Here is a 4,143-nt window from a genome sequence, read left to right as displayed (position 1 = left end):
TCATACATATCGCCGCCGTCCGCCTCTGGACCAATCAGTTTGTCAACAGGGCCTAGTCGTGAGCAAATAAAAGTTCGAAAAAGAGGGCTCGACACAGCGAAGCGCCGAACCCTCTTGCAATTAGCGAGTAAGTTTAAAACTTGCCGCGCACGGTGATGCCGTAAGTCCGCGGTTCCGCAAGAAAAGCGGAGAACGTTTGTTGCGGAGCCACGAAAGGCGTGTTGAAGGCCACCTGCGTATACCCAACGTCAAACAAATTATTGACCCATCCCTCGATCGCGAAGCGATCCGCAATATTGGTCAGACCCACACGCCCGTTCACTACGACGAAGCTGTCCTGTTCCTTGCCGAAGAGCAGGTCGGAGCCGGTGTTGTAATCACCAGCCATACGAGCGTTCACGAAGACCAGGCCTTCGAGCCCACTGTCGCCGATTGGCGGCGTCCACGTAAGCGACGATGTTGCCACGATCTCTGGTGCATTCGACAGGTTGTCGCCTGGCAGCAAGCGTAGTGCGGGGTCGAGCGGTGCCCCGGTATCGTCCCCGATAAGATTGTCTTCAAAGCTCGTATCAGAATAGGTGACGCCAAGGGTAATATCCAAATCACGAGCGGGCCGTAGATAGGTTTCGATCTCGACACCTTGAGCGATCACACCTGGTGCAACTTCATCGGAAGAGCATGCACCGGTTGTCGCGCTTGCGTCTCTGTCGGCCCCGCCGAGATCGCTATCGCAACTATTGACCGTCTGCACAATGTAGAACGCCCCATTGAACGTGTTCAACTGGAAGTTACTGAACTCTTGCCGGAAGCCTGCAATGCTAACCCCGAACTCGCGTGTCGAGTATTTGAGGCCGATCTCATATGCATCGACTGTTTCTTCATCGAACTGCAGCGCGGCTGCCGAGATATTGGCCGGATCGAACGCAAGCGGATTTGACAGTGCAGACCTGTCGAGGTTGAAACCGCCCGCCTTGTAGCCGCGTGAATACGAACCGTAGACTAGCAGATCGGGAGTTGGCTTCCAGCTCAGGATAGCCGTGCCGGTAAACTCCTCTTCTTCGCGCGAGTCTTCGAGAGAAACTCCATCGAGCTCCGATGTCGAATTGCCTTGGCAGGAAAGGCTGATGATACCACCGGCCAGAGGTGCCAAAGTCGGAACACCCAGAAAGCCTCCGAGCAGATTGCGGTTTGTCGGACAAACCGTGTTGTCGTTGCGGAAAGTTGCGTCGAAGTCCTTGGTTTCGTTTGTATAACGAAGCCCCAGCGTCAAATCGAGCGTATCCGTGATCGCAAAGATATTATGCGTGAAGAACGCGAAGTTCTCACTCGTCTGATTGTAGACCTCGCTGACCGTTCCCAAATCGCTGATGCTTGCAAGGTTGTTGATACCTGCGAGGATCGCCGGGGTTGCAGCGCCGAATGCCGGGCTTCCGGTCAGCGTACCGTCCAATGCCGCCACGTTGGCACCCAGGCAATTGGAAGCCCCCGGATTGACCAAAGCCGGGTTGATCGCGATAGCGATGCGGCACGCTACGAAATTGCCGTACTGGGTGCCGAACCGCAGATTGTCACGCACCTGCAGTTCTTCATTGGCGTAATACGCGCCGATCAACCAATCGAGTTTGCCATCGAAGGCCTCACCGGTAAGGCGCAGTTCCTGAGTGAATGTTTCAAAGTCTCGAGCAAGAGCATTCTCGGTCGGAGCGCGGTAGAGAATATCGACAGTAGTGTAATCGGTGTCAGATCCTTGGCTGTTGGCATATTCACGGTAGCCCGTGATAGACGTCAACGTGACGTTCCCGAAATCCCAATTGATCTCAGCCGAAATACCGTAGTCTTCGGTTTCGCCTTCATAGCTTCTGCCCGGCGTAGGGTACAGGTCGCGGTTGAATGTATCCTGGGTGAGGGCACGCGGATCCTGCCCAAGCGCAAGCAACACGGGAACGATCGGATTTGCGGTACTCGTCAGGGCGGCCCCATCCGATGGCCTCGTAAAGGGATCAAATCCAGCGCTGATCCGTGCAAGCGGAGCAAACTCGGGCTGGACGAACGTCGCGGCACAGCACGCTTCGTCCTTTTTGGAATAATCCCCGACAAGGCGAATGGACAGGTCGTCATTGGGTTCGAACAGGAGCTGACCGCGGACCAGATAACGATCGCGATTGTTGATCGTCCCGCCGTTGGTAATATCGTTGTAGAAGCCGTCGCGCTCAAAATACACGCCGTCCACACGCGCAGCTACGGTGTCGCCAAGCGGAGCGTTTATGCCACCTTCGACGCGGATCGCATCATAGTTGCCATAAGTGAAGGCCCCGTATGCGCTGAAATCGAACTCGGGCGGTGCGGTGTAGATATTGATCAGGCCTGCCGATGAGTTCCGCCCGCCCAGAGTACCTTGGGGACCGCGAAGGATTTCGACCCTGTCGATAGGGCCGAGCTCACTCAGGGCGCTTCCCGAACGAGAGCGATAGACTCCATCGACAAAAACCGCGACCGAACTTTCCAGACCAGGGTTGTCGCCGACCGTGCCGATACCGCGAATACGCGCGGAACCGTTAGCTTCGTTGCCGGTGGAAGACACCAGCAGGGACGGTGCAACCTGGTTCAGCTCACGTATGTCGCTGGCGCCCGAATTCTGGAGGGTTTCTCCGGAAACAGCTGACACGGCGACTGGAACATCCGCCAAGACCTGCGATCGCCCTTGCGCGGTAACAATGATTACGTTTTGGTCTTCGACATCGGCCCCTTCAACCAGATCCGCATCGGGTTCGCCAACATCCTGGGCGAAGGCGGCTGTCGGTGTGAAGGCAAGTGCCGCTGCCAATGCACCAAGGGCGCAATGGTGGCGTGATGGAAATCTTTTCATGTGCCTCTCCTCTAAGAATGTGCCCCATCCTAGGCACTAGTCGATGTTAGAAACGATGCCGATAAGCGCGTTTCATTTCAAGACTTGGTAGATGAATTGACGGATTATTTCACATTGTCGACAAGCATGTGGCAAAAATGCCATGCAGGTCACTACATGCAGGTTTCTAGTAGCCAGAAAGCTTGGAAAATCGGTCCTTTAACCAGCTCGACGAACCGAAGCTCTGCTCCAGCACGCGGGCGCGCTTGAGATAGAAGCCGACGTCGTACTCATCGGTCATGCCGATCCCGCCGTGCAGCTGGATGCCCTCGTTTGCCATGGTGTGCATAACGCGGTTGGCTTCCGCCTTGGCGATGGTCGCCGCGCGCGCCACGCCGAAGCCGGCATCGACGGCTTGCAGGCCCGCCTCGACCGCGCTGCGCATCTGGGCGAGATCGGCGAAGAGGTCCGCCATGCGGTGTTGCAGCGCCTGGAAGCTCGCCAGCACCTGGTTGAACTGCACGCGCTGCTTCAGATAGTCGAGCGTGTCGTCGAACACATGCTGCGCCATGCCGAGCATTTCGGCTGCGGTGAGCACGCGCGCGCGGTCGAGCACGTCATCGAGCAGGTTGTCGCCGCCATTGGCGAGCTTCTCCGCCGCCGCGCCGTCGAAGGTGACGTCGGCATGGCTGCGCTGGTCGGTCAGCTTGCGGGTGGTGAGCGCGACGCCGTCGCCTTTCTCGACCAGGTAAAGCCCGTCCTTCGCCGCGACGACGAACAGGTCCGCACCATGCGCTTCATGGACGAAGGCCTTGGTGCCGCTCAGCTTGCCGTCGGACACACTGGTCTCGATCTTCGCAGGATCGTGGCTCGGCCCTTCGTCGACGGCGAGGGTGGCGATGGCCTCGCCGCTCGCCAGCCTGGGCAGCCACCTGGCCTTCTGCTCGTCGCTGCCGCCAAGAACGATCGCCGAGGCGGCGACGGTGTTCATCACCAGCGGGCTGGCGGTGAGCGTCTTGCCGAGTTCCTCGACGACGAGGCCCGCGGACAGGAAGCCGAAGTCCGACCCGCCATGCTCTTCGGGGATGATGACCCCGGCCCAGCCCATCTGCGCCATCGTCGCATAGGCGTCGCGGTTGAAGGCTTCGGGCTCGCCGCTGGCGCGGACCTTGCGGAATTCGGTGACCGGGCTTTCGTTGACGGTCCATTCGCGCGCCATATCTCGCAGCATTTCCTGTTCTTCGTTGAGAACGGCCATTGTCCTTGCTCCCCTCTCTTACTGGTGGTCGAGCATGCCG

2 protein-coding genes are annotated in these 4,143 nt (G+C 58.3%); both read right to left on the bottom strand.

The window, feature by feature from the left end:
* Positions 1-133: 133 nt before the first annotated feature.
* Positions 134-2,866, bottom strand: a complete 2,733-nt coding sequence (locus AAFM29_RS16700) for a TonB-dependent receptor (protein WP_034922553.1) — start codon at positions 2,864-2,866, stop codon at positions 134-136.
* Between the two features lie 166 nt (positions 2,867-3,032).
* Positions 3,033-4,103, bottom strand: a complete 1,071-nt coding sequence (locus AAFM29_RS16695) for an acyl-CoA dehydrogenase family protein (RefSeq protein ID WP_341713880.1) — start codon at positions 4,101-4,103, stop codon at positions 3,033-3,035.
* Positions 4,104-4,143 lie beyond the last annotated feature (40 nt).

The sequence above is a fragment of the Erythrobacter sp. genome (assembly GCF_038133525.1).
In the GTDB taxonomy this organism is placed as follows: domain Bacteria; phylum Pseudomonadota; class Alphaproteobacteria; order Sphingomonadales; family Sphingomonadaceae; genus Qipengyuania.
This window is presented reverse-complemented; position numbering and strand designations above follow the sequence as displayed.